This window comes from Microcoleus pseudofavosus SVA1_A4 (assembly GCF_036700565.1).
In the GTDB taxonomy this organism is placed as follows: domain Bacteria; phylum Cyanobacteriota; class Cyanobacteriia; order Cyanobacteriales; family Microcoleaceae; genus Microcoleus.
The window spans coordinates 41,482-65,634 of record NZ_JAUBPE010000012.1; the positions used below are offsets into that span (position 1 = coordinate 41,482).

The following is a 24,153-nucleotide window of genomic DNA, read 5'->3' on the forward strand; positions in this document are numbered from 1 at the left end:
CTGAAAAACGATGGTAGAAAAGAAGCGTTATTCCCTCTACCATCGCTCGCTGCAACAACTGACCAATTGCAATAAATTAAACTGCGCTCAACGATCGCTCTGAAGGAGCCGCCTTGCCAAACGGATTTTCGTAGGAATGAGTCTTGATGTAAACCAAAAATTCATTGATTAGTTCTGCAAAATAGTCAAAGGCGACATCAATCAACTCCATCGCTTGTTGGCGAATCTCCTCTGGCACTTCAATTTCTCTGATGGCTTGCAAAGAGGCTGGAGTATGGAGCGTGTGGGTATTTTCAATGTGATTGTGACACATACCAAAATAGCGGAATTCATGCCCAGTCATGGCTTGCAGTTGCATTGCCACCGGATTGGTTGCCCGGAAAAAAACATTGGCTGTGACTTCAGAAACCTCGATCGCCACCAGTTTCACGATCGGATCGGCTTGGTAGGTGTAGCGTTCAAACAGAGGAAGCATGGAGCGAGATACCTTGGTGCGATCGCTCCAAATGAATCGTACAACATCGCTGAACGGCATGGAATAATTCATCCCCATCTTCTCCATGTCTTCCAGCAGCCATTGCCAGTGAAAATGTTCTTCATGAGTGTGCCGATTCACCATTTCTTGAATCTTGTTTGTCGTGGGTTCCTCTCGCAAAACCCGCTTGCACAACTCGCTGAACTCCAGCGCCAGTGGGGTGATCACTGGCGCAAATGCCAGTTTTTGGCGGGGATCAACACTTTCATCTTTCATATACTCGAAAAACGGCAACTGAGCAAACTCCTGATTTTTTTTCTCTATTATATCTAGAAGGGTTTTCATCTCAATTTTTCTCAAGTAATGGACAACAAGTTAGTAGTTGAATTTAGCTGTAGCCGAAGTCCACCTCTTCAAAGGAATTTGAATTAGGGGCTTATCCCTAACATGGAATTCCTTAAAATCGCCTCACATTGATGGCAATCAGTCAATTGAAATCAGACTGATGCGGTCAAAACTTGGAGTTTTTACGAAAGAGTGAAGGCACTTTCATAACCTGAATCAAATTGTAATTTAAAATTTTTGTTATGGCAATCGGCAAAACTACTGTTTAGCCAACGGTCAAAACTGCTCATTCAATACTCAGTATTTCTCATTATTCAGTAATTAGAGTGAGACTACTGATTGCTTTTAATCTATCTGAAGCACTTGGAAAATTAGAGTTTCTCCGTAAAATTTGAATCTCTAATTTATATAATCCAGTTTCAGTCTATGTTTCGTCCTGCCTGAATTTGTTAGCCTAACTCAGTAAATCTACGATTCTGTCGATATACTGGCACGGACTACTCTGATATGAGGACAGAGACTGTTATCCTAGAGCAGACTCAACAAAAAAAGTCTGGGTCAGGTCAGATATTACGGTAAAATATAGAGTCTTAAAGGCCGTAAAGGAAATGCCACCAGAGGTTACTTTTGAGGAAGTTATGGAGAGGGTTTAGTTCCTTTACAAAGTTGACCGAGGTTTGGAACAAGTTGAAGCCGGTGATATTATTTCCGGCTCAGCAGCGAAAAAAGTGGCTCAAAAGGTGGGACGAGTAAATTGGACAAGTCAGGCTTTAGCGGATCTCGAAGCGATCGGTACATGGTGGCTGTAAGGACACAGCAACGATCGATAGTAAGGTGCGCACTGCGCACCTACATAATACTACTACATACTACATACCTGTGGGTGTAAAGTGCTGATGACGCACTCTACAAAATTCATTGAAAATAACTCTTATTCTTCGCTCTCCGCAGGCATGACGAACCTCGGACACGGATAATTTCCACCACTATCTCTGCACCGCCGCCACGTCGATTGATTCGAGTTGAACGGCGTTTCGACTGATTCATTAACTGTAGGTTTAACAGTCGCAGGAGTTGGCAGTGCTTTTGAGGCTTGACTTAGCTCCATTACCGTTATAATTGCCAGTATGGTTGATGAAAGCAAAACTGTGCGTTTCATTTATGTGTTTTTTCCTCTTTTAATCGTTGACGTGCCATTCCTATCCATATATCCTCATCGAATTCTTGGGAATCCGCATACTTTAGACAAATTTTCCACTGCGGTAGCGCTTCCTTAGTCTTTTTGAGCCCTTCGAGCACTTGCGCTTTTAAGCAGTAGGTTCCTGGTCTTTCGCTATCAAGCTTAATCGCTGCATCCAGATGTTGCAATGCCTCTGAATATCGCTCCTGTTTCAGCCGAGCCCATCCCAAATTTTTGAGTATAGAATATTTGACTTGATCGTCCTCAGCTAATTTCCAACCTTGCCACAGCAGGTGAACGGCAGCAGCATAGTTTTTCTTGTCAACTATATATAATCGAGCCAGATTGCTGTAAGCAGCAGGCATACCGAGTTTGGCAGCTTGCAGATATTTTCCTCGGGCGCATTCTAAATCTTGCACCTCTTCGCAAAGCCATCCCAAATTATAAAGAGCTGGTCGGCTGTTGGGATCTACGGAGAGCGCTAACTCATATGCTTGTTGAGTATCAGCCAATCGATTGGCTTTGTAGTTTTCAAGACCTCTATTGTTAAAAAGTGATGCGAGTTCCGGCAACCCAAATTGCCAGCCGGCAAAGCCTACGGTTAGCATCAGTAGGAAGGCCGCCAGCTTCGACTGGTGATACTTTTTTCCTGGCTCTTTCATGACATTAAAAATGTTAGCTAATGGTGTCGTTTTTGGCATATTTTAACTTGAGAGTTAAGTGATATTTTGTTTGCCAGATTTAATTGCCACCCTAATGGCATCATCATCTTACGAAATGACTCAGGCTTGAGCCCATTTCTCATAAGAGTTTGCAACTCCACAGCCGAATGCTTGCGTAATGCTGCTACTACCTAGATGTATTCGAGCATAGGTTGATTCTTCATGAGACTCCACAAGCGATCCGGATATTTTTAGGAAGAAGGAAGCGGGAAGGGGGAAGAAGGCAGGACTGCTCCCGATCTAATAAGTAATAATACTTAGCCTGGGGCGGTCGATCGACAGTATATGACTGTATTAAGTATATAAGCGCAAAAAAACAATAATATTTTGCTGGAAATTGTAGGGGTTCTTAAGCGCCTAGGATCTATACGCTTGAGCAAGTTGAGCGTTGCACTCACCCGCCTTCCCCACGTTATGTTTATTTTTACCCACTCACTTAGGACATAAAATCGAGTTCGGTGAAATAACTCTAATTAAGTTTTTAGTGACGACGGATGTCCTCAAAATCCTAAACGGGGGATATCGAACAATTTTATGATGAGTAATTAACCGGAATCGATCTAAAATAATCAATGACTAATGACTAATAGACATCTCCATAAATTCAATCTAAACCTTGGAGTAGCAAGGGTTTAACTTTATTTTTCAGAGATGGCTAGAGGACTAATGACGGATGACTGAGGACTGATGACTAAAATTGCTTCATCGCTCTTTCCATATCCCGCTTGTCTTCGCGTTTCTTCAAATCTTCGCGCTTGTCATACAGTTTTTTGCCTTTCCCCAAACCGATATCAAGTTTAACCCAGCCGCCTTTCAGATACATTTTTAATGGCACTAAAGTCAAACCTTTTTCTTCAACTTTGCCGATTAATTTGCGAATTTCCTGCTTGTGCATCAGCAATTTACGGGTGCGGCGGGGCTCGTGATTAAAATAGTTACTAGCACTTCTCCAGGGCGAAATATGAACGTTGATCAGCCAAAGTTCGCCGTTCCGAACTAAGCCATATCCGTCCCGCAAATTGGCTTTTCCTTCCCGAATTGATTTGACTTCAGTTCCCTTCAACTCGATTCCCACTTGGTATGTCTCTATAATTTCATAGAGATGGCGCGCTTGTCGGTTATCGCTAACAATTTTGTATCCTGGGCTTTTTTCGCTCATTTTTACCTCCGCTAAAATCATTATAAGGCTAGCTTCTCTGTAAAGAAAATAGAAGCTTGACAAAACTTAAATTACAGGTCTAGGCATTACCAATTTTGCTGAGCTAAGATGTCACCAACGTGAATGTCAAGCGGTATCATGCAGCGCACCAATATTCCTGATTCTGGAATTACTGATTCTGTTACTCCCCATCCTGCGGTAAATTTGGTTTGGCTGGCTCCTTTTTTTCTGACGCTTGCTTGGTTTTGGGCCAATATCTCGGCAGTTAAGTGGCTGTTATCCTCGTTTGTTGAGATACCGACACTGTACAAGATAGTAATTGGTTTTCTAATTGTAGCATTAGTAGTGCGATCGACTCTTAACTCCGTTAGCGCAGCCCTCGAAGAGGATCGCCCGCCCGCATTTTCGCCAAATTTCGTTTTGAGGCGATCTCCGCTGCTGTTGATGTTGGGCGCGGGTATTTGCTCGATCGCCGTTCAGTGGATAATTGATATCAAACAAGTTACCGTACTGCTATTTATCCTCGGAACTTACGGGCTGTGGGGCTTGTTTGCGAATCCGAATTTTTGGCAAAAAAACTTCCCAGTTGCTGGCTTGCTGGCTTGTATTCTACCCTTCAACAGTCAGCTTAATACCGGATTGGGTTTGCCGGCGCGAGTGCTGACTGCTCAGGTAGTAGAACAATTGCTCTGTGCTTTCCAAATCGGGGCTATTTCTTCTTACGATATCATCGTTTTGGAAAACGGCATCGCTCACGTTGACGTGCCTTGCAGCGGCATTAAAACTCTCTTAGTGGGAACGCTCTTTTTGCTAGCTGCTACCTGGCTGGAAGGGCGTCAATTAGGTTTAAGATGGCTAGCAGTATGCGCTGCTAATTTCTTAATGTTGGTGTCTGCTAATACTGCGCGGGTTGCAGCGTTAATCGTGATTTCAGAAGTTTTTAAACAGCCAACAATCGCACAAATTATGCACGTTCCCCTGGGGATTGTGGGTTTAGTCAGTGCTTGTTTTGCGGCGTGGTTGATGTTGCAACGAGTACCGAAATTTAAGTCAGAAAAAGCCAGCGATATTTCCGCAAAACCCAGCTCAGAAATTATCAAAAATCAGCCTCTGTCAAAACCCGGACTAATTGCAGCAGTAACAATTTTGGCAGTAATTTCTCAACTGTCTCATGTAGAAATGGAAAAAATGGCCCTCGCACCGCTGAAATTTCCCGAACAAATCCTATCCGAATCAATTCCCCTAAATGCCAGCGAACAAAGATTCTTTGGCAATTACCCAGCCACGAAAACAGAAAAAAAGAGATTTGTTTCAGGAAACTTGCGCGGTTCCATGCTCGCAGTGGCCAGCACATCTTGGCAGACTTATCACGCACCGGAGTTGTGTTTTGTAGCCAGCGGCATTCCCGTCAATCGCATAGAAAGAAAACAGCTAACTCCTGCTGTAACGGCGCGCTGGCTGTCTCTCAAAGACAATCAACTATCCGCTGCATACTGGCTGCAATCTCCGCAGCAAACTACCGATAACTTTTTATCGCGCATCCGCAGCGATATCACCCACAAAAATCATACTTGGGTGCTAGTTTCGATTCTCTTTGACAGTTCCGTAAATCCTGAAACTCATGAGGTGCAAGACTTTGTTTCTCATGTACACCATGCCGTCCAACAAAGCTTAAAAGGAGCAAAATATGAAAATTAAGCAGGTGTTTAATGCGATTTTTCACGCCATTTTTTGGCTGTGGAACTTGACGTTTTTATCGATTGTTTATTTAGGGATTTTGCCGTTCTTAGCAGGGCCATTAATTATGGCAACAATTGACGGTCTTATTCCGCTTGAGTTTTCGTTAACATTAACAGCTTTAATCGCAGTTCCAACAGCTTGTACGCTAATAGGAGCAAGGTATTTTAGAAAGCAACCCCTACAGCTAATGCGCCTATTTTACGGCGTAGAAGCGCCGCTGTTTTTGCTGTGCTTGCTCCGGCTGTTCGTGCTGCGAGAACTGACTCCAGCTAGCTCCCTAATTATCGGTACAGTAGTCTTGTGCATGGCAGCATTTTTAGTAGAAATACTGTACGGATATCTAGGAAAAAGAGAAAATGCTCGAAATATTTTAGACTCTCAAGCTGCCAACAATACAAAGCCTCGTTGGACGCAATTAATAGGAGAAAAACCGAAAGCGTGGTTGCAGTTAGGATGCCACAGTTTAATGTTGCTGGTTGGAGTTTGGGCGGCAACAATGCTGATGTTTTATGCTCTACCCGTGGCAATTATTACAGTTACTGTATTTTTTGGTTTTACATGGGTTGCACCAATTTTAGATATGTTAAAATACGGTTTTTTTACTGGAACTATGTGGCTAGTCTTGTCCTTAGTTCTGTTTGGTGCAAGCTGTAGTCTATTTGTGGCAATGCCTTCGCTTTACGGCTTTCTCTACATCCAATCAGGACGCAAAATATGGCACAGTTTCAGTTCCCAATACGGGAAAAATCAGGCGATTGTGGGAAGCTTGGGAGTGATAGCAGCTTGGCTGGCTATTTTCGCGGCTTTGCAGCAGCAGCCGCAAGTTCAAGCACTGAAAATGCTGGCGACTCCCGCAGCAAATGACACTGTTCGCCAAACTTTGTTAGCCAAATCTGATATTCTGCGATCGGGCTTAGTTAACGCTTATTTGTCTCCTTACCGCTACCTGAGCACTGTGGGAGAAAACAACCACATTTATGAGATGTACAAAAGTTTTGATTTGCCCGATTCAGCGGCTCGGAGCTTACAAAATAGCTACAATTATTTAATGTCGCCGTTTTTGTATCAAGGTTCTAGTTCCGATGTTAAAAAAGCCGAAAAACTCTACGGCGAATTCTTCGATACCGAAATTCAAAAAGGTGACGCAGCAGCAGTAAAGCACGCGGTGCAGTCAACATCTAACCGGGAAGAAGCTAAAGCTGGTTTGCTAAATGTCAATCAGGAAAAAGTATGGCTGGAATCGCAAGAAGTTACAGTCACAGAAAACGGCGACTGGGCTGACGTTCAACTCTACGAAGTTTACAAAAATCAAACGCCGAATTTGCAAGAAGTATTTTACTACTTTTCCCTGCCGGAAAGCGCGGCAGTTACAGGAATTTGGCTGGGAGATACTGGGGATTTGAAAAAGCGTTTTGCATTTACTGTATCGCCTCGCGGTGCCGCGCAGCAAGTTTACAACCAGCAGGTTGTAGAAAGGGTCGATCCGGCTTTGCTAGAACAAATTGGCCCGAAACAATACCGCTTGCGGGCTTTTCCAATTCCGGTTAAACGAGAATTCACACAAACTGACGGGCCCAAAGAAATGCACCTGTGGCTTACTTATAAAGTCATGCGCCAGCCGCAGGGTTGGGCGATGCCTGTTTTGGCCGAAAAACGCAACATTTTTTGGAACGGTGATACTCGCCGCACGATCGCCGGAAAAGAGGTAAAATACAGCGGTAAAGAGGCCAAAGATACTTGGCTGCCGGCATTTGTGCCAGCCGTTTCGCAGCAGCAACCAATACCCCGGATCGCGAATTTACCGGGAGGAAATACGATTTCAGCTAAGCCGCTGGTTGATGCAAATTATTCGCTGCCGCAGGGAAAAAACTTTGCATTGGTTCTCGATACTTCCCGCAGTATGGCGGCGGAAACTAAGGCGGTAAAGGAAACTTTTGAATGGTTGAAGGCCAATACTTTAGCAGCAAATGCGGTTGATTTTTATGTGGCTAGTGCTGCGGGAATGCCGCCTAAGTTGGTGGAAGATTTACGCAGTTTTGATGCTGCAAAGTTAACGTTTTATGGTACTATCCAACTTAAGGATATACTGCAACAGTTTGCACAGTTGCGCGGTGATAAGACTTACGATACTGTATTTTTGGTGAGCGATCGCCACAGTTACGAATTATCAGACGATCGCAAAAACGCAATTTCCATGTCCTCACCGCTGTGGATAGTGCATTTGGGAGGTTTGCCCCCGGGCTACGACGACGCAACTTTAAAGGTGATTCAAGATAGCGGCGGCGGAGTTGCTACTGATATGAAAGAGGCGATGCAGCGAGTGGCGACGACAGCAGCATCGGGGAAATCTGTAGTTAACGTTGTTGATGGCTATGTTTGGAGTTATGCCAAAACTCCGAAGGCGGCAGCGGTTCCGAGAATAACAAACGATCAAAATGAAGGTTTTAAACCTATAGCTGCGCGGCAGTTGATAACCGCACTTAGCAAGCAGAAAACTTCCAATCAATTGATTCAATTGGATGCTATGCACTCGCTGGCTAAAACCTTTAAGGTGGTAACGCCGTATTCTTCGATGATTGTGTTGGTTAATGACGCGCAAAGGGAACAGCTAAAAGCAGCGGAAGCTAAAAACGATCGATTTGAACGCGAGGTAGAATCCGGTAAGGAGGAGTTAACTAAACCGAACAATCCTCTCAATGTTTCAGGGGTTCCCGAACCGGAAGAATGGCTGCTTTTGGGGGTTGGTGCGATCGGGCTTTTGGCGATTTTCCTCCGCCAGCGGCGCGCGAAAGTGGTAGGTTGAAAGCTACTCCCTTGATGGTTCGGCGGTTAAAACCGCCACTACACAAACGAAGTCTGCTTCCGCAGACTAAGAGACAGAATACGCAGATCCCCAACTTCTTCAAGAAGTCGGGGATCGAACAGCATAAGGAATAACGAATAATTAATCTATCTCTACAAAAACCCGATCGCCCTCAATCTTCACCGGATAAGATTCCAGCGAATCGGCTAGTGCATTCAAACATTTACCGCTATCTAATTGGAACTGATACTTGTGAAACGGACAGGTAATGATACCGCTGTTTACCTTACCCATGTCGATCGGATATTCCAAATGACTGCAAGCATTGCGGTAACAAGTGACATTCATGCCTTGACGGTTGAAAATCAGCGAAGTCCCCTCAACTTTTACCTTCAAAATATCCGATTCGGGAACTTGATTCAGCCCTGTTATCTCTACCCACATATGATTTCTCTCGCTTTAAGTAAATTATTGTAAACTAATGCGCTATCGCCCGAAACGCATATTAAACATCGCCAGAATTGCAAGCTTTGAACAGGCAAGATGCCTGTTCCACAATAATTATAGGAGATGTCTATTGAACAACGAGCGATCGCGCTCTAGTTCTAACGCCAACACCTCTTAAAGTCTGAATGGACTGTACAAACTGTTGGCGGTAATTCACGCCTGCCAAGAATGTTATATCACCCCTACAGTCGCAGGTAACGCATGAGAATGCTCATAACTTCACCCGGCTTTTGGGCTCGTTGCAGCGGGCTCCATTCGCTGACAGAGGCAAAACCCAAACAGTATCAGCGTTTTGTGTTTTTGCGGTTTATGTTACCTATAGGCAACAAAATCATTCTATCCTGAATGTTACCTATAGGCAACATTTACGAAACGATCGGCCTCTGAGACAATCTGAGGCATGGGAAAAGCAGGCAAAGCACTCAAGCAGGTGCTGGAAACTTACGGCATCAGTCAAAATCGCTTGGCTGTGACAATGGGCGTAGCACGTTCCAACATTCACCGATGGGTGAATGAAAGTAGAGATCCCGTAGCAGAAGCAGTGTTGGACATTCGGAAAGCACTATGGCAAATTGATCCCGATGCAGCAGGGGATTTCATTCGTTTGTATTTAGATGATTTGGAGGAAAAACTCGAAGAGTAATAATGTCCACAATCTTTACTTAGCTGCGAGCTTCTGAGAACATAGAAGCCGTCACTAACCCCACCAAACAAGGGATGGGGCTTGAAAGAGGAAGATTCACCGCCTTCTTAATTCAAGACTAAAACAGTGTCTAGCCTGCGTCTTTGAGACAGACTGAGCCATCTGGGAGTGGTATCCCACCGGACGTTAAGAATGCCTCCCTAGTTTTTAACCGCTCGGATGTGCCAGTGGCGAAGGGAAATATACACCTAGAAATAGGACTTACCGTAAATGTTTGTACCCGTTGTAGACAGTGAAAATAGACCGTTAATGCCGACTACCCCAAGTCGCGCAAAGCGCTGGATTAAGTCAGGTAAGGCTACGCCGTTTTTTAAAAAAGGGGTATTTTGTGTTCGACTCAACATAGAGCCTTCTAATACTGACCGACAGCCCATAGCGGTTGGAATCGATCCGGGTAGCAAGCGCGAAGGATTTACCGTTAAATCCAAATCGCATACTTACTTAAACATCCAAACTCATGCAATCGATTGGGTAAAAGACCATGTTGAAGTAAGGCGAAATATGCGACGTGCTAGGCGATTTCGGAATACTCCATGCCGTCAAAACCGAGGTAATCGCCTGGTTAACAAAAATCGCATCCCCCCATCAACTAAAGCGAGATGGCAGTGGAAGTTAAGGATAGTTAACTGGCTAACCGACCTGTTGCCCGTATCAGCTTTTGTTGTGGAGGACATCAAAGCGCGAACCGGGAAAAACGGACGCAAGTGGAATGTATCGTTTAGTCCTCTGGAAGTAGGCAAACACTGGTTCTACTCTGAACTCAGAAAGATCGCCCACATTGAAACTAAATCTGGAAATGACACTTACGAATTGCGTCAAAGCCTAGGACTTAAGAAATCTAAGCAAAAGCTATCAAACAAGTTTGAAGCACATTGTGTTGATTCTTGGGTATTAGCTAATTGGTACACGGGAGGGCACATTCAGCCCGAAAACACTGGACTAATCGAGGTTGTCCCCCTTGAGTTTCATCGTCGCCAATTACACCGATTGCAACACGCGAACGGGCATATCCGCTCTCGATATGGTGGCACAATTAGTGCCGGGTTTAAGCGCGGTTCAATCGTTAAACACCCTAAATACGGATTCTGTTACGTTGGCGGATGGCAAGAATCTCCAACAAAGAAAGACCCGTACCGGAAAACAATTAGCTTGCATAGTTTGAATACTGGTAAGCGGTTGTGTCAAAACGCAGTGCCGATAGATTGCAAGTTTTTGTCTTACAACTCGTGGCGCTCCGTGCAAATTCAATTGTAAAGCCGTCCTAGAAGGACGGGGTTTCCAACCCATTTTTCTGATGAGTAAGGCCCGAAAGGCGCTGAAGCAGGTTTTAGAAACCTATGGCATCAGTCAAAATCAATTGGCAGCGATTATGGGCATTGGGCGATCGAGCATTAACCGTTGGGTTAACGAGAATAGAGATCCGGCATCTGAAGCGGTTCTAGAGATTCGCAAGGGGTTACAGCAGATTAATCCCGATGCAGCAGGGGATTTTATTCGTTTGTATTTAGATGATTTGGAGAAAAAACCCGAAGAGTAATCCTATGGGCGATCGCCCTTGAATGCAGCAAGGGCGATCGAGTGCGACAATCTCCACACCTCAGAAGTTAACCGTTTTCCTCGCCATTTCCCAGGTACAACCTGACGAATTCATCAGCCGCCTGCCGATTGAATGTCTGCAACGCTTGCTTAATCGCAAATACCGCCTCGGCAGACGGATCTCGTTCTTCGCTCACCCAACGGCTAACGTTTGAGCGATCGATTTCCATCTTTGCCGCCAATTGATATTGACTGATATCGTATGCCTCTAATATTTTTTTGAGGGCTTTACCTGCTCTTCCCATGCTCCCGATTGTGTCAGAGAGTAATGCTACTGTAAACGTTGCTGATAGTCATCTAATGCGCTACACTAACGTAGGGGCGATCGCCTCGCGTGCCAGTTATGCTTGAGATAGACTCAACAAATAGCGATCGTGGACATCAACCAGCAAAAAGAACAGTTCAGCTATGCGTATATTTATGCAGTTGCTTCCACAGCAGGCTACTCTTTCCAGATAGCAGCTAGACCATTAGATTTTGACGGCATCGATATCATTCTTGCTGGCGGTTTGGGAAGTGGAATTGTTCGATATCCCCGACTTGAACTCCAGGTAAAATGCACATCTAGGGATGTGGTTGGAGACGAGGCAATTAGATATCCGCTCGAAGTCAAAAACTACAATGACTTAAAAGTAGAAAATATTCTGACTCCTCGACTGTTAGTCGTTGTAGTCGTACCCGACAATCTAGACAATTGGCTAATCCAATCTCAACAGGAACTTTGCCTGAAATATTGCGGTTATTGGGTTTCTCTGCGAGGTCAACCCCCAACCCAGAATCAAACCACTGTTACAATTTCCATACCCAGACAGAATATCTTTAATGTAAAAGCTCTTACCACCCTCATGCAGCTAATAGAAGCAGGCGAAACTCTATGATAGTCACCGTTCGAGATCCCGAAATTCTCAAAAATCTACAGCCAGAAATTGTGCGTACTTACCTCGAAACCCATTCCTGGCAAGAAGTGCGGCAAATTGACGGTAAAGCTTCTATCTGGAATCGCCATAGCGAAACCGGAGAAGATTTTGAGATTCTGCTACCATTAAAACCAGAATTTTTAGACTTTCCCCGCCGGATGGCTGAAGTTTTACAAACCCTAGAAATTGCTGAAAATCGTTCCCAGCTCGAAATTCTCAGCAACCTCTTGACATCAGCTCCTAACATTACCATTCAAGGCATAGTTACCAACTTGCAAGAAGGATTATCAGCAGGAAAATTAACTTTGACGGGCGTTATTGTTGGCAAGCTGCGGCGCATTCAGTTAGAACTAGCAGAACCAGTCTACGAACTGGCAGTCAAAGCTTATCAAGCCAGAATTCCGGTTATTTGTCAAGGCAATTTAGTTAAACAAGGTCGCTCTTTTTTGCTGCAAAATACGCATCATTTTACATTAGATTTAGATGCCTGGTTGGAGTGAATCCTATGTATTATAATCAACCTACAAAGCGATTATGAAAGGATTTTCATGATGGTTAATGTCTTTATTCTTCAGCACGTCCATGAATTCGGAGACGACCGCGAAGACGTAAAAATTATCGGTATTTATTCCACTAAAACATTAGCCGAAGCTGCTAAGGCAAGAATGCTCTCCCAACCCGGTTTTATAGATGCCCCAGAAGGCTTTCATATAAGCTGTTATCCCTTGGATCAAGACCACTGGATCGACGGCTATGTCACTGTTTATTATTCTGATTCTTAACCTTTACCCTACGGATGAATCTGGCTCAAAATCACCCGCAACCGATCGTAATCATCCTTCAACAAAACACTCAAACTCCTCCCCGCTTCCACCAACCAAGATCGATCGCGCATCCGCAACTGATAAATCTCCCGAATCGCCGCCGCCGTCAGCGCATCCACCGGCGCATTAGTCACTCCCAGCAGCGTCCTCAAAAAATCCAACTGCACCGTAAAATCAATAACTTCATCCGGTTCGCAGCGATAAACCGCCTGGTGAATTTGCGGCGGGCGCGGCGGCAAATACTGATAAATTTTACCCCTCGATGGGCCGTGACCGTTCAACCTTTCGGGCGCAGCCTCAAACCCGACAATCGCCACTCGAAACTCGGTTTTTAGCATCGCAAAAATCTGCGGTTGTTCTTCCCGCAACTCTTCCAGCGACAAACCCAAAGCGCGAGCTCTGTGTACCGAGTCGATCGGGCTAGTCGTCGCGTAGTAAACCACACCGTAGATTTGATTTTTCGACTCTTCATCCTGGGCCTTCACCCAACTCCCAAAAGGCGGCATCGCCGGAAAACTCAAGTCTTCCGGTTCCAAACATTGAGCCAGAAACTCCGAAGTTGCCGTCTCGATGACTTCAGCAATGCGATCGGGATGGCGCTCTTTTGTAGCAAATTGGGGTAAAGGTAAACGCATATTAGTCAGTTGGCAGTTGGTTGTTGGCAGTTGGTTGTTGGCAGTTGGTTGTTGGCAGTTGGTTGTTATTTATTATTATTTGTAAGTGGTTACTAATAAACAATAACTACTTACAACTGACAACTGTCAACTGACAACTGTCAACAACCAACTGACTATTTCACGCGGCCAGCCGTAGCATCCACAAGTTCCAACTGCGATAGCCGGAACGTGATCAGCTTGTCCCAATTGCCGCCTTCAAACAATACCGCGACTTTCCCGTCGGTAACTCGCTGGACTTGTCCTTGAAAAGCGTAGTAAATTTCGCCCTTATCTTTAACTCGAACTGCCGAACCAGGAAAAATCATAATTTTTTGAATGTTATGTTTGCTGTTTATAGTTTACCGTTTCTTGGCGATCCAGACTTGATGCTAAAACAGGCACTCCGGCCTGTTCCACAAACTAAACAGGCAAGATGCCTGTTCTACAAACTAAACAGGTTTCTTGTGGGGTGGGCGTCCCGCCCGCCCATCAAAAGCTGATTAACAATGCAAGATGTGACTTAGGCTAAGGCTGCTACGGAAACTTTACCAGCAATGCGACCCGCGATCGCCCGCAACTCCCTCGCCGAAGCAGAACCCGGTTGCCCCACCACGATCGGCACACCGGAATCGCCACCTTCCCGCAACGGAATTTCCAGCGGAATGCGGCCTAACAGCGGCACTCCCAACTCAGCAGCCGTCTTTTCCCCGCCGCCGGAACCGAAAATATCATATTGCTTGTCGGGCATATCCGGCGGCACAAAATAGCTCATGTTTTCCACAATTCCCAATACCGACACTCCCAACTGCTGGAACATCTTCAACCCCTTGCGGGAGTCCAACAAAGCCACAGTCTGCGGCGTAGTCACGATCACAACACCAGCCATCGGCACCGCTTGCGCCATTGTCAACTGCGCGTCTCCAGTACCCGGAGGCATATCCACAATCAGATAATCTAAATCGCCCCAATTCACCTGGTAGAGAAACTGCCGGATGATCCCGTTCAACATCGGGCCGCGCCAAATCACGGGTTGGTCTTTGTCAATTAAAAACGCCATCGACACCAATTTGACGCCGTAATTAAACGCGGGTTCGAGGCTTTCACCGCTTTTTCCGTCCCTAACCATCACTTTCGCATCCCCCAAACCCAACATCGTCGGGTCGTTTGGCCCATATATATCCGCATCCAGCAAACCCACCTTCGCGCCGGTTTGCGCCAGCGCTACTGCCACATTTACCGCCACCGTACTTTTGCCGACGCCGCCTTTGCCGCTGGAAATTGCGATGATATTTTTAACGCCTTCTATGCCTTGTCGATCGACCACTCCCTTCTGCTGCGGGGTCTCGGCTGTAACCTCCACCGCCACTTTTTCGACTCCTGGCAACTGTTTGACCGCTTTTTGGCAATCTTCGACAATAAATTCTCGCAGCGGGCAAGCAGGCGTTGTCAGCACTAAAGTAAAACTGACGACACCGCCGTCAATTTTGATGTTACGAATCATGTTCAATTCCACCAAACTTTTTTGCAGTTCGGGGTCTTGCACGGGTCGCAGGATTTCTAAAACTGAACTAACATCGAGTGTCTTGGGCATTGTGTTCTCCACCATAGCTCTGCAATTGGGTTAGCGAATTTTCGATCGCAGGTTTAAGTATATTTTTATTGCTATTTTTTAATGTATCTTCATTGCGATCATTTGTAGACCTGCGGTGGCATAATTACATGACGACTGGATTTGGGAATCATCACCCATCTAAGACTCAAATCTGACAACAGAAATTCTTATGACAGTTTCTACAACTCTTAAAACAGCCACTTCCCCGTTTTTGCCGCCGGCTGACTCTAGAGCTAGAGTCAGCCAATTTATGAAAAGCCTACAAGACGAAATTTGTCAATCCCTCGAACAGCTCGATGGTGGCGGCAAATTTAAGGAGGACTCTTGGGAACGCTCCGAAGGCGGCGGCGGACGTTCTCGCGTCATGCGCGAAGGCAATGTGTTTGAACAAGGGGGAGTCAATTTTTCCCAGGTGTGGGGCGAAAGTTTGCCTGCTTTGATTCTGGCCAAGCACCCAGAAGCTGCAGGTCACGATTTCTATGCCACTGGCACTTCTATGGTGCTGCACCCCCGCAATCCCTACTTGCCTACCGTTCACCTGAATTACCGCTATTTTGAGGCAGGGCCGATTTGGTGGTTTGGGGGCGGTGTCGATTTGACTCCTTATTATCCGTTGGCTGAGGATGCAGCTCATTTTCACAAAACTCTGAAAGCAGCTTGCGATCGCCACCATCCCGGATATTATCCGACATTTAAACTCTGGTGCGACGAATATTTCTACCTCCCCCACCGCCAAGAAACTCGCGGCGTGGGCGGCCTGTTTTTTGACTACCAAAGCGCTCAAGCCCCGCTTTACCGCGACCACAATGTCAAAGGCAAGGCCGCTGAGTGCAGCAACAGCATCGGGGTGCCGGAACCTAGGAGTTGGGAGTCGCTGTTCGCCTTCGTACAGGACTGCGGCCGCGCATTTTTGCCGGCTTACACCCCAATTATTGAAAAGCACCGATCGAAAGAATACGGAGATCGCGAGCGTAATTTCCAACTTTACCGCCGCGGCCGTTACGTTGAATTTAACTTAGTGTACGATCGGGGCACGACCTTTGGCTTGCAGACCAACGGACGCACCGAATCGATTCTGATGTCCCTGCCACCTCTGGTACGCTGGGAATATTGCTTCGAGCCAGAACCCAACTCTCCAGAAGCTGAACTCTACTCAAAGTTCTTAAAACCGCAAGATTGGGCGAATTGGATGCCTCAGCAGTCACCGACCTGAGTTAAACTACTCAGAAAGTAACCACCGCGATAAATAGTAATAAATTTGAGGGAAGGGTCAGTGATTCATATTGATCAAAAAACCCACACGCTTCAAGACGGTACAACAGTTATCGTCTTAGCACCGACAGGACGGTTGGACATCACGACAGCTTGGCAATTCCGCCTCAAGTTGCAAGAGTGTATTTCCAAACTCAGCCGCCATGTCGTAGTGAATCTTGGTCAGGTTAACTTTATCGATAGTTCTGGCCTGACCTCACTTGTAGCAGGTATGCGGGATGCGGATAAAGTTAAGGGAAGTTTCCGCATTTGCAATGTTCATCCAGAAGCCAAACTGGTGTTTGAAGTCACCATGATGGATTCTGTGTTTGAAATATTTGAAACGGAAGAAGAAGCTCTAGAGGGGGTGCCGCGCGCAAGTTGAGTACCTGCTTTGTGTCTGTTGCGGTGTCGCGCGCAACTTCAGATTGAGACTCACAAGCGCGCCGGAACCCAGCAGAAGAACAGGAAGCAGGTAAATTTTGACCTGCTTCCTTCTGCCTTCTTCCTTTCTTGAAAGGTTGAGACGTTCACCAAAACACTGAAGTAGAAGAATACGTCAAGGTAAAGTCTTGCCTTCTCTCGCGACGATAACTAAATCTTTCTTCCTTCTTCCTTCTTCCTTCTTTCTTGTTGCTTCTTGCTTCACCCCACTATCTCAGAAGCAAAATCCTGACGCTTGACAAATCTAAAAGGGCCCATTAAAGCTCCCCAGATAGCTTTGCCAGTCGTGGGGCTTATTCCTTTGTCGTAGCTGAGAAATTCCTCGCCTGCGGCTTCAAATCCCAAGTCTACTTGGTAATTTTGCCCCCCGTAGGCAAAGCCGCAGCGAGTGCCCTCCGGCAAAGATGCCCGAAAGCGATAGCCGTTTGAGCCTAAATTTTGCACCGCAACCGAGAGGGTGCAGCCGGGGAGGAGTTGGATTTGCTCCTTCGTTAGCTTTCCAAGCAAGTCGGGGTTGCGACCGCCTCCTTTGACGGCTGCGATATCCTTGAACATATAATACTGAGCTTCTATAAGTCCCGGCGCCCTCTTGACGTGCCTCAGTTGCACGATGCGGGGGCGGTATGGCTTATCTAATTCCAGAATGTTGGCTTGTTCGGCAAACAGGGCAATGCTGGGCTCGTCCAAGAGAGGAACGGGCAGCGGTCTTTGCCACAAACGAAGGTGGACGTACCAAGCCGGGTCTGCTAGCGCTTGTTCCCGGTTGTCAAATTCGCCCGCCATGTACTTGGCTAACGCTCTTAATTCAGGAGAAATTGTCATGTTCGTTGGATTTTTGAGGATTTGGACTTGACAGTAAAAAGTTATTGTGCTATCCCTTGCGAGAGCTCTTCTGGGCAAGTCAGAAGATTAGATTTCTGACTTGCCCAGAAGAGCTATGATTGTAAAGATACTGGGGTTTTACCCTCGTTGTGCGACATATTAATTGTTGCTGCCGATCGCGAGTAAAATCTTCTTGGTAAAATTTTGCCTCGCTTTTGAGCCGCCACGGCTTAACAAAACTGGCAATTTTTGTCAGCCCGAGCGCACATCGACTCCCCCGACTTTACTCACGCCGCGCTGGCACCCCCGCTGCGGCAAAATTATTTATCTATAAAACTCAGGTGAACAATAACCGTACTGTTTCAGATACTAAGCGAAGTTTCTATACGATTCACACTCGACCGATCAACTCAATTTACCGTCGAGTGGTGGAAGAGTTGATGGTAGAAATGCACTTGCTTTCGGCGAATGCCGATTTTCAATACGACCCGATTTATGCTTTGGGTGTGGTGACAGCTTTCGATCGATTCATGCTCGGGTACGCCCCAGAAGCAGACAGACTTTCGATTTTTAACGGTTTGTGCAAGTCCCTAGAAAACGATCCCGAACGCTACAAGCAAGACGCTTACCGATTGGAAAGCTTGGCGGGGCGACTTTCCGGGGCCCAGTTGCTCTCGTGGCTCGATCGCTCGACTAGCTTTGAAGATACAGCAGATTTGCAAGCGTCTTTAGGGGCGATCGCCAGCAACCCTCAATTTAAGTACAGCCGCTTGTTCGCGATCGGTTTGTTCTCGCTGTTAGAAAAAGCTGACCCCGATATGGTAAAAGACCAAGAAACGCGAAACGACGCGATCGCCAAAGTCTGTGCGGCATTGCACCTCCCAGAAGACAAAGTTAGCAAAGATTTAGATTTGTACCGCAGCAATTTGGAAAAAATGGCCCAAGCGCGAATAGTGCTTCAAGATGTCATCCAAGCGGAACGGAAAAAACGCGAAAAACGAGAGACAAAAGTTACCGTCGCCCCCTCGGCAGACTCTTCTGACAGCAAAAATTAATCGTTTGAAGAAACAAGGAAGTTCGGCAACGGATTCGCTCAACGGATGTAACGGATGTCAAGAAGAAGGAAGTTCGGCAACGGATGTAACGGATGTAACGGATGTCAGGAAGAAGGAAGAGGGATTTTTTTATTTTAGGTAACAAATAAAAAAACTCTTAAATTTTAATGTTTTTTCTTGAATTCTGGCTTCGGCCTTGTGCCTTGAGATGAATGTTGGTTGCTCAAAAACTAGAAATCCCGCTTTATGAATTGAGCGGGATCGACCTAACCAAGATAGAGCTGTTGGGCGCGGTACTACGGCTGCGGCTCAAAATTAGTGGCGTTAGCTTGCAGCCAAGTGCTTAGCTGTGAAAGAACTTCGTTTCCCGAAGACTTGCCCAAAGCTGTGGGGTTTGGGGTGTCGGGCCTGTCCAAGTTGCGGGCGATCGCTGCGTTGACTTCTTTGGAAATCAAATCGTGAAGTTGCTCTTTAGCCCTAGCCCGTTGAAAGTGAGCTCCCTCTTCCGTCGTAGCGTAAAGAGGTGGCAGCCGATTTAAAGCATAAGCTGCAATATCTCCCACATCCAGACTCAGGTCGCTCGTCGCCTCAATTTCGGCCACCCGAGCGATCGCATCGCTCAGCACCAACTCTTCCATCACGTTGATGAACTGTTTGCGCGGCAGAACAACAACTTCCCCGGTCAACAAAGATCCCATCAGACGATCGAGAGCCATGTACTCTTCGATCGACAATTCCGAAGCCGTATTGCATATCCGTCCCACCTCAGCTTCCATAGACGGGGTTAAATAGCCGTCTTGCAAAGCCTGTTCAACAATTTTTTCAATACTCATATGCTTCCCACTCAACGGCATCATCAATAAACTTTTGTGAAGACGCGATTGCTTGCGTCTTGAGATTCGAGTTTTGAGGATTGAGTTGAGAATTTTTATACAAATCCTAACTCAATACTGATAACCCATAACAGTAATCTACACACCCTAGCCACAAACTTACCCCATAATTGACGGCTTTATTCGTCAAAACCCGTAAAAATTCCTACTCGACTCCCTGAAGCCGCCAAGGTACGGGATCGACGGACTGCCCGTTTACGTAAAGTCCCCAGTGCAGGTGAGGGCCTGTCGCAGCTCCCGTTGACCCCAGAGCACCAATTACTTGACCGGCTTTCACGAAATCCCCTTCCTTGACATCAATCCGGCTGAGGTGCATCAAAATACTTGCTACCCCTTGACCGTGGTCGATACCAACGACATTCCCGTGGATTTTGAACCCTTGGGATTCGCGTCCCACGAGAGACACCCGACCGGCGGCCGGTGCGATGACAGGGGAACCGTAATCGCCGGCGTAATCCACCCCGCGATGGTAGTAGTCTTTAGCAAATACTCCATTATAGTACCGGCGCACGCCGTAAGTAGTGGTAATTTCGCCGTAGTTGGGGCGCAACAATTTGCCGTCCCAGAACTTTTGGGGTGTCACCAGTGCTTTAAATGCGTCTACGCGATCGAATTCCGCGTCAGTACCTTCTTGGTCTTTACCCGGAGGCAGCGTGATAGATTGAGTGGGAAAATTGCGCGATCGAACTTGCACGCTCAACTTCTGCACTTGTCCGTCACCGGCGACTTGGATTTGGCGGGTACCGGCATTCTCTACCGGAGTTGTCGGCAGCAAAGCGCGAAAGCGATTGTTGCCCATTGGAAAAGCCGGGTAATTTTTTTGCTGTACAGAAACCGTGGGAGTGGCGCTGCTGTTTACCTGAATGACTACTGACAGCGTATCTCCGAGTTCGGGATTTGCGGGTGTCACCTGCACCTGCAAAGCTTGCGCGGCAGATACCACACTCAGAAGGCCCGCAACAATTCCCCCACTCAAACTCACCGTTAGCTGCTTTGCCTTCAACCCTCCCCACCGGAAAATAGGATTCACAATTATTTTTGCACTTTGTCGGCAGTTGCCTTGATTTACATTCGTCATCACCGATATCCTAAATTCTTATCTAGCTAATGTTACACAAAGTAGCTAACTCTAGCACGCTTTCACTGCAAAGGATAACGCAATGTTATACTAATTCTCAAAAGTCATACAACAGTATCTGTAGGGTGCGTCGCTATCAAAAATCTTAAATAATATCCACAATCTTTGAGCGACGCACCGATGCAGAATAGTGAGCGTAAACAAACCCACACTCATCATTGTTGCAAGCAAGACGAGGCGAGAATTGGTATTAGGACTTACGCCAAGTATGTAAATGTAGCCTGTAAAAGCGCAAAACCCAACGCACGATTTGCCGACTTTGTAGCGTAACTGGGTAAGTTTTGAGTAGTTGACCTATTTATTAAGTAAATGCCACAGTGGTTAATCATAGAAAGGTCAAAATGCCATGCCAAATGAGCAAAATCAACCCAGAGAATATGATGCCGTCAAAGGGGGGCAAAATTCAATTCCTGTCGGTGCGGCGGTACTGGGAGGAATTGCCGGCGTTAAAAGCCGATTGGCCTTGCCCTCTGTCGAAGTGAGAATCGCCGCACTCTCCGATGCGCTGAAATATGGAGATGCAGGCTTAGATTTGATAATTGGAGCATTGCGGGATGAGTCAATGTCAGTACAATCTGCTGCCTATTCACTGCTGAAAGATAGGGATGATTTAAAGATAAAACTACAGTTGCAAGACTTTCTTCCTACATTTGAATTTCATGTCATCACAGTAAATGCTACAGGAAAAGAAAACAGCCACAGTCATTCCTTTGCTCACTTCTACCCTGAAGACTTAGGTAACTCAATTGTGCTGGAAATGGTTTATATTTACGGTGGCACATTTATGATGGGTTCCTCCAACAGCGAAGCAGGAGTAAATTATCAGCAAAGTCCACGGCATCGACTCACGCTACCAGCTTTTTTTGCAGGCAAATACCCCATTATCCAAGCACAGTGGGAAGCAGTGATGGGAAACAACCCATCCTATTTCAAAGGTGAAAAACGTCCTGTAGAAAATGTCTCGTGGAATATGGCCGTCGAATTCTGTGGCAAACTCTCACAAAAAACCGGGAAAAAATATCGCCTCCTGAGTGAAGCAGAATGGGAATACGCCTGTCGTGCGGGTACAACAAGCCCATTTCATTTGGGGGAAACCATCACCACCGATTTAGTTAACCATAAAGGAAACAAGTCCTACGCAAAAGCCCCCAGAGGAATTTACCGCGAACAAACCATAGATGCCGGGAGTTTTCCCCCCAATGCCTTTGGACTGTACGATATGCACGGCAATGTTTGGGAGTGGTGCAGCGATAACTGGCACGATAGCTATAACGGTGCACCAACTGACGGAAGTTCCTGGGAAATTGACACAAATGATTTCCGAGTGCTGCGTGGTGGTGCCTGGTACAACGATGCGGACTATTGCCGCAGTGCCAAGCGTATCTGGGGTGCGGCGGGTGGCGACGACTGGGGGTTCGGTTTTCGCGTAGCGGTAGCGTCGGTTTCTTCCCCGTCCTAGTTTTCTCGGCGAGGGCTCTTCTCTTTTCTCTAGCCCTTCTGCTCTTTTCTCTCTCGATTCTTTGCAGGATGCGTCGCCTTCTACAATCTGCAAATGCGAGCGAAAATCTCACACATCCGCACCCTACACAAACGGAAATAAATGAAATCTGATTTATAATATTTAAGATATGCTAAAGTCGATCGCACATTAGGAAGAATAAAAAATATGACCCTCAATCTTCCTCTTCCCGATTCAATTCAAAAATTTATTAACGAACAAGTCGCAATTGGAGGCTACAGCAATGCAGCGGAATATATCTTGCACCTAATTCGCCAAGAACAAGCAAGAACCGCAGGGGTTGAGTCATTATTGTTGGCAGGTTTGGATAGTGGCAATTCTGTAGAGATTACCGATGATTGGTGGGAGCAAAAACGTACTCACTTGGTGTCTCAACTTGACGACAAACATTAAACATGGTTGGGTTTCATTCTTCAACCCAACCTACTTATATTATCAGCGATTGAGCGGACATGATATTATATGACCGCACAGATTCCCATGATAGTATAGTATGTCAAGGGGACAGAAAAATCAAGGGCGATCGCCCTTAAATTATAATATTTCAAAAACTCCGTAAAGCTTAGCGATCCAGTAGGGAATCGCCTTAATTTCCTGAACCGACGGCAAAGAGAGTAGTAGGGTGCGTCGCATCTACAAGCTGCAAATTCGACGAACATCTGGCATCGGCGCACCCTACAATTAGCCTGCTTGTGTCTTGGGAAGGCTCATTTTTTCAACTACATTTTTCCGCAGATAAACAGTCAGTGGTTTTTCGATTAAAGAGTAAAAGATGCAGCCAGCAATTACAGTTATCAGTGCTACCAACGCGGGGGCAAAAAATCCATCATAATATTTTCCTAAATTTGCCTTTTGCAGCACTTTGGTAATTGCTGATACGATCGGGCTGTGGATTAAAAATATTGAGTAAGAGGCATCTCCCAAGTACGTCAAAAATTTAGGAACTTTTGGAGAATCGTTAAGGTCGATCGATGCCGAACCTACGATTAACAAAGCCGCCAGGACTCCAAAAGTGCTGATTCTCTCTATTTCTATGTTGTTCGCCGCCGCAAATATTAATAAAGCTAGATATCCTAAATTTGCTACCCCAAACAAAATCCAGCGATTTTTGCTAATTTTACTGCCAAATTTAATCACTGTATAGCCAGCCAAGCAGCCTAAGACAAATTCTAGATTCATGTTGCCAAATACTATATTTAGCAAAAAACCGTCGCGACCAAAATCTACTATTTTTAAATAATGGAGCACCGTCAGAAATAGCCAAGTCGAAAGTATGGGCACAGAATACTTTGGTTTGAACCAGATAGCTATACTGAACAGCAGATAAAAAAACAGTTCGTAAATCAAAGTCCAGCCGACATCTAAGATTGGTTTATCATTCTGAGGTAGCAGAAGCAGAGATAAAAATATGTGCTGAATACTTAAATCTTTATTATTGGCAAAACCGGGGACTACTAGAAAGAAGGCTAAAACTGTGAGAGTAATTATCCAATAAATGGGGTAAATTCTGACGGTGCGCTTGACTAAAAATGATTTTAACTGGTCTTTTTTACCGATCGCCGATCGGTGAACGTACACCATGATAAAACCGCTCAATACAAAAAAGTAATCAACACCGCTCCACCCAGCCTGAAATAGATTAAAAAAAGTAACTTGATTTAATCTTTCCGCGCTCATCTGGTTGAGGTGAAACATTACCACCAATACAGCCCCAATCCCTCGATAAACTTGCAAGAGGTTAAGCTTTTTGTGAGGAGTTGAACTCTTTGTCATGAGAATATACCTTGTTCAA

The 24,153-nt window shown here is 45.8% G+C and carries 28 protein-coding genes; 15 read left to right on the forward strand and 13 right to left on the reverse strand.

What is annotated here, in order from left to right; all coding sequences use genetic code 11:
• Positions 1 to 76: 76 nt before the first annotated feature.
• Positions 77 to 820: a hypothetical protein gene (locus QUA02_RS07570; RefSeq protein ID WP_333026440.1), complete on the reverse strand. Its 744-nt coding sequence runs from the start codon at positions 818 to 820 to the stop codon at positions 77 to 79.
• 677 nt (positions 821 to 1,497) lie between these two features.
• Here QUA02_RS07570 and QUA02_RS07575 point away from each other — a divergent pair.
• A complete protein-coding gene (locus QUA02_RS07575; protein WP_333026441.1) occupies positions 1,498 to 1,629 on the forward strand; it encodes a hypothetical protein in 132 nt (43 codons plus the stop codon).
• A 122-nt stretch (positions 1,630 to 1,751) separates the two neighbouring features.
• On the opposite strand, the gene QUA02_RS07580 is transcribed toward QUA02_RS07575, so the two are convergent.
• The 3 genes from QUA02_RS07580 to smpB all read right to left on the reverse strand — a co-directional run bounded on the left by QUA02_RS07580 (position 1,752) and on the right by smpB (position 3,881).
• Entirely contained in the window at positions 1,752 to 1,979 is a 228-nt protein-coding gene (locus tag QUA02_RS07580) for an Osc7112_2153 family protein (protein ID WP_333026443.1), read from the reverse strand.
• Positions 1,976 to 2,701, reverse strand: a complete 726-nt coding sequence (locus QUA02_RS07585) for a tetratricopeptide repeat protein (protein ID WP_333026445.1) — start codon at positions 2,699 to 2,701, stop codon at positions 1,976 to 1,978. Before QUA02_RS07585 ends, QUA02_RS07580 begins: the two co-directional genes overlap by 4 nt.
• Before the next feature lie 712 nt (positions 2,702 to 3,413).
• Positions 3,414 to 3,881 carry an SsrA-binding protein SmpB gene (smpB, locus tag QUA02_RS07590; protein ID WP_006631384.1) on the reverse strand — a complete coding sequence of 156 codons (468 nt, stop codon included), beginning with the start codon at positions 3,879 to 3,881 and terminating at the stop codon, positions 3,414 to 3,416.
• Positions 3,882 to 4,004: 123 nt separating this feature from the next.
• On the opposite strand from smpB, the gene xrtO reads away from it, so the two are divergent.
• Both xrtO and QUA02_RS07600 read left to right on the forward strand, forming a co-directional pair.
• Positions 4,005 to 5,579: an exosortase O gene (gene xrtO, locus QUA02_RS07595; RefSeq protein ID WP_333026446.1), complete on the forward strand. Its 1,575-nt coding sequence runs from the start codon at positions 4,005 to 4,007 to the stop codon at positions 5,577 to 5,579.
• Positions 5,569 to 8,424: a TIGR02921 family PEP-CTERM protein gene (locus QUA02_RS07600; protein WP_333026447.1), complete on the forward strand. Its 2,856-nt coding sequence runs from the start codon at positions 5,569 to 5,571 to the stop codon at positions 8,422 to 8,424. The genes xrtO and QUA02_RS07600 overlap by 11 nt, the downstream gene beginning before the upstream one ends.
• A 141-nt stretch (positions 8,425 to 8,565) precedes the next feature.
• Here the strand turns inward: QUA02_RS07600 and QUA02_RS07605 are convergent, their stop codons facing one another.
• On the reverse strand, positions 8,566 to 8,868 hold the full coding sequence (locus QUA02_RS07605) for a Rieske (2Fe-2S) protein (protein ID WP_333026449.1): 303 nt from the start codon (positions 8,866 to 8,868) through the stop codon (positions 8,566 to 8,568).
• Between the two features lie 463 nt (positions 8,869 to 9,331).
• On the opposite strand from QUA02_RS07605, the gene QUA02_RS07610 reads away from it, so the two are divergent.
• The 3 genes from QUA02_RS07610 to QUA02_RS07620 all read left to right on the forward strand — a co-directional run bounded on the left by QUA02_RS07610 (position 9,332) and on the right by QUA02_RS07620 (position 11,171).
• Positions 9,332 to 9,574: a helix-turn-helix domain-containing protein gene (locus QUA02_RS07610; RefSeq protein ID WP_333026450.1), complete on the forward strand. Its 243-nt coding sequence runs from the start codon at positions 9,332 to 9,334 to the stop codon at positions 9,572 to 9,574.
• A 270-nt stretch (positions 9,575 to 9,844) separates the two neighbouring features.
• Positions 9,845 to 10,888 (forward strand): RRXRR domain-containing protein, encoded by a 1,044-nt coding sequence (locus QUA02_RS07615; protein ID WP_333026452.1) that lies wholly within the window; start codon positions 9,845 to 9,847, stop codon positions 10,886 to 10,888.
• A 40-nt stretch (positions 10,889 to 10,928) separates the two neighbouring features.
• On the forward strand, positions 10,929 to 11,171 hold the full coding sequence (locus tag QUA02_RS07620) for a helix-turn-helix domain-containing protein (protein ID WP_333026453.1): 243 nt from the start codon (positions 10,929 to 10,931) through the stop codon (positions 11,169 to 11,171).
• 67 nt (positions 11,172 to 11,238) lie between these two features.
• Here QUA02_RS07620 and QUA02_RS07625 read toward each other — a convergent pair whose 3' ends face one another.
• The gene (locus tag QUA02_RS07625; RefSeq protein ID WP_332959785.1) at positions 11,239 to 11,475 is read right to left on the reverse strand and encodes a helix-turn-helix domain-containing protein; all 237 of its coding nucleotides are present in this window, start codon (positions 11,473 to 11,475) and stop codon (positions 11,239 to 11,241) included.
• A 129-nt stretch (positions 11,476 to 11,604) separates the two neighbouring features.
• Here QUA02_RS07625 and QUA02_RS07630 point away from each other — a divergent pair, with 129 nt between their 5' ends.
• The 3 genes from QUA02_RS07630 to QUA02_RS07640 are packed head-to-tail and all read left to right on the forward strand — an operon-like array spanning position 11,605 to position 12,929.
• Positions 11,605 to 12,108: a DUF4365 domain-containing protein gene (locus QUA02_RS07630; protein WP_333026455.1), complete on the forward strand. Its 504-nt coding sequence runs from the start codon at positions 11,605 to 11,607 to the stop codon at positions 12,106 to 12,108.
• Positions 12,105 to 12,647 carry a hypothetical protein gene (locus QUA02_RS07635; protein WP_333026456.1) on the forward strand — a complete coding sequence of 181 codons (543 nt, stop codon included), beginning with the start codon at positions 12,105 to 12,107 and terminating at the stop codon, positions 12,645 to 12,647. Before QUA02_RS07630 ends, QUA02_RS07635 begins: the two co-directional genes overlap by 4 nt.
• Positions 12,648 to 12,695: 48 nt before the next feature.
• A complete protein-coding gene (locus tag QUA02_RS07640) occupies positions 12,696 to 12,929 on the forward strand; it encodes a DUF7336 domain-containing protein (RefSeq protein ID WP_333026458.1) in 234 nt (77 codons plus the stop codon).
• 8 nt (positions 12,930 to 12,937) lie between these two features.
• Here QUA02_RS07640 and QUA02_RS07645 read toward each other — a convergent pair whose 3' ends face one another.
• From QUA02_RS07645 to QUA02_RS07655, 3 genes are all read right to left on the reverse strand, one after another.
• Positions 12,938 to 13,606, reverse strand: a complete 669-nt coding sequence (locus QUA02_RS07645) for an HAS-barrel domain-containing protein (protein ID WP_333026459.1) — start codon at positions 13,604 to 13,606, stop codon at positions 12,938 to 12,940.
• A 155-nt stretch (positions 13,607 to 13,761) separates the two neighbouring features.
• Positions 13,762 to 13,953 carry an NAD(P)H dehydrogenase subunit NdhS gene (locus QUA02_RS07650; RefSeq protein ID WP_332977793.1) on the reverse strand — a complete coding sequence of 64 codons (192 nt, stop codon included), beginning with the start codon at positions 13,951 to 13,953 and terminating at the stop codon, positions 13,762 to 13,764.
• Positions 13,954 to 14,147: 194 nt separating this feature from the next.
• A complete protein-coding gene (locus tag QUA02_RS07655) occupies positions 14,148 to 15,218 on the reverse strand; it encodes an Mrp/NBP35 family ATP-binding protein (RefSeq protein WP_333026460.1) in 1,071 nt (356 codons plus the stop codon).
• Between the two features lie 190 nt (positions 15,219 to 15,408).
• On the opposite strand from QUA02_RS07655, the gene hemF reads away from it, so the two are divergent.
• Positions 15,409 to 16,452 carry an oxygen-dependent coproporphyrinogen oxidase gene (gene hemF, locus QUA02_RS07660; RefSeq protein ID WP_333026461.1) on the forward strand — a complete coding sequence of 348 codons (1,044 nt, stop codon included), beginning with the start codon at positions 15,409 to 15,411 and terminating at the stop codon, positions 16,450 to 16,452.
• 60 nt (positions 16,453 to 16,512) lie between these two features.
• Entirely contained in the window at positions 16,513 to 16,875 is a 363-nt protein-coding gene (locus QUA02_RS07665; RefSeq protein WP_006631392.1) for an STAS domain-containing protein, read from the forward strand.
• Between the two features lie 260 nt (positions 16,876 to 17,135).
• Here the strand turns inward: QUA02_RS07665 and QUA02_RS07670 are convergent, their stop codons facing one another.
• Positions 17,136 to 17,756: a chromophore lyase CpcT/CpeT gene (locus QUA02_RS07670; protein ID WP_333026462.1), complete on the reverse strand. Its 621-nt coding sequence runs from the start codon at positions 17,754 to 17,756 to the stop codon at positions 17,136 to 17,138.
• 341 nt (positions 17,757 to 18,097) lie between these two features.
• On the opposite strand from QUA02_RS07670, the gene psb29 reads away from it, so the two are divergent.
• Complete coding sequence (psb29, locus tag QUA02_RS07675) at positions 18,098 to 18,811, forward strand: photosystem II biogenesis protein Psp29 (RefSeq protein ID WP_333026463.1); 714 nt, start codon at positions 18,098 to 18,100, stop codon at positions 18,809 to 18,811.
• Positions 18,812 to 18,815: 4 nt separating this feature from the next.
• Positions 18,816 to 18,953, forward strand: a complete 138-nt coding sequence (locus QUA02_RS07680) for a hypothetical protein (protein ID WP_333026464.1) — start codon at positions 18,816 to 18,818, stop codon at positions 18,951 to 18,953.
• 154 nt (positions 18,954 to 19,107) lie between these two features.
• Here the strand turns inward: QUA02_RS07680 and QUA02_RS07685 are convergent, their stop codons facing one another.
• Both QUA02_RS07685 and QUA02_RS07690 read right to left on the reverse strand, forming a co-directional pair.
• Positions 19,108 to 19,644: a late competence development ComFB family protein gene (locus QUA02_RS07685; RefSeq protein ID WP_006631395.1), complete on the reverse strand. Its 537-nt coding sequence runs from the start codon at positions 19,642 to 19,644 to the stop codon at positions 19,108 to 19,110.
• Positions 19,645 to 19,849: 205 nt separating this feature from the next.
• The gene (locus QUA02_RS07690) at positions 19,850 to 20,782 is read right to left on the reverse strand and encodes a M23 family metallopeptidase (RefSeq protein WP_333026465.1); all 933 of its coding nucleotides are present in this window, start codon (positions 20,780 to 20,782) and stop codon (positions 19,850 to 19,852) included.
• A gap of 406 nt (positions 20,783 to 21,188) precedes the next feature.
• Here QUA02_RS07690 and QUA02_RS07695 point away from each other — a divergent pair, with 406 nt between their 5' ends.
• Positions 21,189 to 22,301, forward strand: coding sequence for a formylglycine-generating enzyme family protein (locus QUA02_RS07695; RefSeq protein ID WP_333026466.1), 1,113 nt, complete (start codon positions 21,189 to 21,191; stop codon positions 22,299 to 22,301).
• 207 nt (positions 22,302 to 22,508) lie between these two features.
• Positions 22,509 to 22,754, forward strand: coding sequence for a ribbon-helix-helix domain-containing protein (locus QUA02_RS07700; protein ID WP_333026467.1), 246 nt, complete (start codon positions 22,509 to 22,511; stop codon positions 22,752 to 22,754).
• A 288-nt stretch (positions 22,755 to 23,042) separates the two neighbouring features.
• On the opposite strand, the gene QUA02_RS07705 is transcribed toward QUA02_RS07700, so the two are convergent.
• Positions 23,043 to 24,134 (reverse strand): acyltransferase family protein, encoded by a 1,092-nt coding sequence (locus QUA02_RS07705; protein WP_333026468.1) that lies wholly within the window; start codon positions 24,132 to 24,134, stop codon positions 23,043 to 23,045.
• Positions 24,135 to 24,153 lie beyond the last annotated feature (19 nt).

Bases quoted from the DNA above. Each gene is read 5' to 3' on its own strand.
- QUA02_RS07570 (WP_333026440.1), bottom strand. From the start codon at position 820: ATGAAAACCCTTCTAGATATAATAGAGAAAAAAAATCAGGAGTTTGCT.
- QUA02_RS07580 (WP_333026443.1), bottom strand. From the start codon at position 1,979: ATGAAACGCACAGTTTTGCTTTCATCAACCATACTGGCAATTATAACG.
- QUA02_RS07585 (WP_333026445.1), bottom strand. From the start codon at position 2,701: ATGCCAAAAACGACACCATTAGCTAACATTTTTAATGTCATGAAAGAG.
- smpB (WP_006631384.1), bottom strand. From the start codon at position 3,881: ATGAGCGAAAAAAGCCCAGGATACAAAATTGTTAGCGATAACCGACAA.
- xrtO (WP_333026446.1), top strand. From the start codon at position 4,005: ATGTCAAGCGGTATCATGCAGCGCACCAATATTCCTGATTCTGGAATT.
- QUA02_RS07600 (WP_333026447.1), top strand. From the start codon at position 5,569: ATGAAAATTAAGCAGGTGTTTAATGCGATTTTTCACGCCATTTTTTGG.
- QUA02_RS07605 (WP_333026449.1), bottom strand. From the start codon at position 8,868: ATGTGGGTAGAGATAACAGGGCTGAATCAAGTTCCCGAATCGGATATT.
- QUA02_RS07610 (WP_333026450.1), top strand. From the start codon at position 9,332: ATGGGAAAAGCAGGCAAAGCACTCAAGCAGGTGCTGGAAACTTACGGC.
- QUA02_RS07615 (WP_333026452.1), top strand. From the start codon at position 9,845: ATGTTTGTACCCGTTGTAGACAGTGAAAATAGACCGTTAATGCCGACT.
- QUA02_RS07620 (WP_333026453.1), top strand. From the start codon at position 10,929: ATGAGTAAGGCCCGAAAGGCGCTGAAGCAGGTTTTAGAAACCTATGGC.
- QUA02_RS07625 (WP_332959785.1), bottom strand. From the start codon at position 11,475: ATGGGAAGAGCAGGTAAAGCCCTCAAAAAAATATTAGAGGCATACGAT.
- QUA02_RS07635 (WP_333026456.1), top strand. From the start codon at position 12,105: ATGATAGTCACCGTTCGAGATCCCGAAATTCTCAAAAATCTACAGCCA.
- QUA02_RS07640 (WP_333026458.1), top strand. From the start codon at position 12,696: ATGATGGTTAATGTCTTTATTCTTCAGCACGTCCATGAATTCGGAGAC.
- QUA02_RS07645 (WP_333026459.1), bottom strand. From the start codon at position 13,606: ATGCGTTTACCTTTACCCCAATTTGCTACAAAAGAGCGCCATCCCGAT.
- QUA02_RS07650 (WP_332977793.1), bottom strand. From the start codon at position 13,953: ATGATTTTTCCTGGTTCGGCAGTTCGAGTTAAAGATAAGGGCGAAATT.
- QUA02_RS07655 (WP_333026460.1), bottom strand. From the start codon at position 15,218: ATGCCCAAGACACTCGATGTTAGTTCAGTTTTAGAAATCCTGCGACCC.
- hemF (WP_333026461.1), top strand. From the start codon at position 15,409: ATGACAGTTTCTACAACTCTTAAAACAGCCACTTCCCCGTTTTTGCCG.
- QUA02_RS07670 (WP_333026462.1), bottom strand. From the start codon at position 17,756: ATGACAATTTCTCCTGAATTAAGAGCGTTAGCCAAGTACATGGCGGGC.
- QUA02_RS07685 (WP_006631395.1), bottom strand. From the start codon at position 19,644: ATGAGTATTGAAAAAATTGTTGAACAGGCTTTGCAAGACGGCTATTTA.
- QUA02_RS07690 (WP_333026465.1), bottom strand. From the start codon at position 20,782: ATGACGAATGTAAATCAAGGCAACTGCCGACAAAGTGCAAAAATAATT.
- QUA02_RS07695 (WP_333026466.1), top strand. From the start codon at position 21,189: ATGCCAAATGAGCAAAATCAACCCAGAGAATATGATGCCGTCAAAGGG.
- QUA02_RS07700 (WP_333026467.1), top strand. From the start codon at position 22,509: ATGACCCTCAATCTTCCTCTTCCCGATTCAATTCAAAAATTTATTAAC.
- QUA02_RS07705 (WP_333026468.1), bottom strand. From the start codon at position 24,134: ATGACAAAGAGTTCAACTCCTCACAAAAAGCTTAACCTCTTGCAAGTT.